The following is a 1,541-nucleotide window of genomic DNA, read 5'->3' on the forward strand; positions in this document are numbered from 1 at the left end:
GTGCTGCTGGGCTCGCGCGACGGCCAGCGCATGGGCGACTGGAAGATGATCGACTCCATGATCGTGGACGGCCTGTGGGACGTGTACAACCAGTACCACATGGGCATCACCGCCGAGAACGTGGCCAAGAAGTACGGCATCACCCGCGAGATGCAGGACGCCCTGGCCCTGGCCAGCCAGCAAAAAGCCGCCGCTGCCCAGGACGCCGGCAAGTTCAAGGACGAGATCGTGCCCGTGAGCATTGCGCAGAAGAAGGGTGACCCCATCATCTTCGCCGCTGATGAATTCCTGAACCGCAAGACCAACGCCGAAGCCCTGGCCGGCCTGCGCCCCGCCTTCGACAAGGCCGGCAGCGTGACCGCGGGCAACGCCTCGGGCATCAACGACGGCGCCGCCGCCGTGATGGTCATGACGGCGGCCAAGGCAGCCGCCCTGGGCCTCAAGCCCCTGGGCCGCATCGCCAGCTTTGCCACCAGCGGCCTGGACCCGGCCCTGATGGGCATGGGCCCGGTGAGCGCCTCACAAAAGGCGCTGGCGCGTGCCGGCTGGAAGGCGCAGGACCTGGACCTGCTGGAAATCAACGAAGCCTTCGCCGCCCAGGCCTGTGCTGTCAACAACGAAATGGGTTGGGACACCAGCAAGGTCAACGTCAACGGCGGCGCCATCGCCATCGGCCACCCCATTGGCGCGTCCGGCTGCCGCATTCTGGTGACGCTGCTGCACGAGATGCAGCGCCGTGACGCCAGGAAGGGCATTGCCAGCCTGTGTATTGGGGGTGGTATGGGGGTTGCCCTAACCATTGAACGCTGATTTCACCGACATAATGAGATCAACACCAGAGTGGATGCCGCGCCCCGGTATCCCGCCTCTGGCCCTTAACAACATCATGTTCATCAAGAGGAGAGATTCATGAGTCAAAAAGTAGCTTATGTCACCGGCGGTATGGGCGGCATCGGCACCGCCATCTGCCAGCGCCTGAGCAAGGAAGGCTTCAAGGTCATTGCCGGCTGTGGCCCCACCCGCGACTATGGCAAGTGGCTGGCCGAGCAGGCTGCGCAGGGATACACCTTTTACGCCTCCGCGGGCAATGTGGGCAGCTGGGACTCCACTGTTGAAGCGTTCACCAAGGCCAAGGCCGAGCATGGCTCCATTGACGTGCTGGTGAACAATGCCGGCATCACCCGAGACCGCATGTTCCTCAAGATGTCGCGTGAAGACTGGGACGCCGTGATCGAGACCAACCTCAACTCCATGTTCAACGTGACCAAACAGGTCGTCGGTGACATGGTGGAAAAAGGCTGGGGCCGCATCATCAACATCTCCAGCGTCAACGGCGTCAAGGGCCAGGCGGGCCAGACCAACTACTCGGCCGCCAAGGCCGGCATGCACGGTTTTTCCATGGCGCTGGCGCAGGAGCTGGCGACCAAGGGCGTGACGGTCAACACCGTGAGCCCGGGCTACATCGGCACCGACATGGTCCGCGCCATCCGCCAGGAAGTGCTGGACAAGATCATTGCCACCGTGCCGGTCAAACGCCTGGG

General features: G+C 63.4%; 2 protein-coding genes. Both read left to right on the forward strand.

Features of this window, described 5'->3' with window-relative positions; genetic code table 11:
- On the forward strand, positions 1-810 hold an 810-nt coding region (locus tag PHW99_RS18390), incomplete at its 5' end, for an acetyl-CoA C-acyltransferase (protein WP_300181174.1).
- A gap of 99 nt (positions 811-909) precedes the next feature.
- Positions 910-1,541 (forward strand): acetoacetyl-CoA reductase (phbB, locus tag PHW99_RS18395; RefSeq protein ID WP_300181177.1); only part of this gene is annotated, 632 nt, incomplete at its 3' end.

It is taken from the genome of Rhodoferax sp. (genome assembly GCF_028689305.1).
In the GTDB taxonomy this organism is placed as follows: Bacteria; Pseudomonadota; Gammaproteobacteria; order Burkholderiales; family Burkholderiaceae_C; genus Rhodoferax.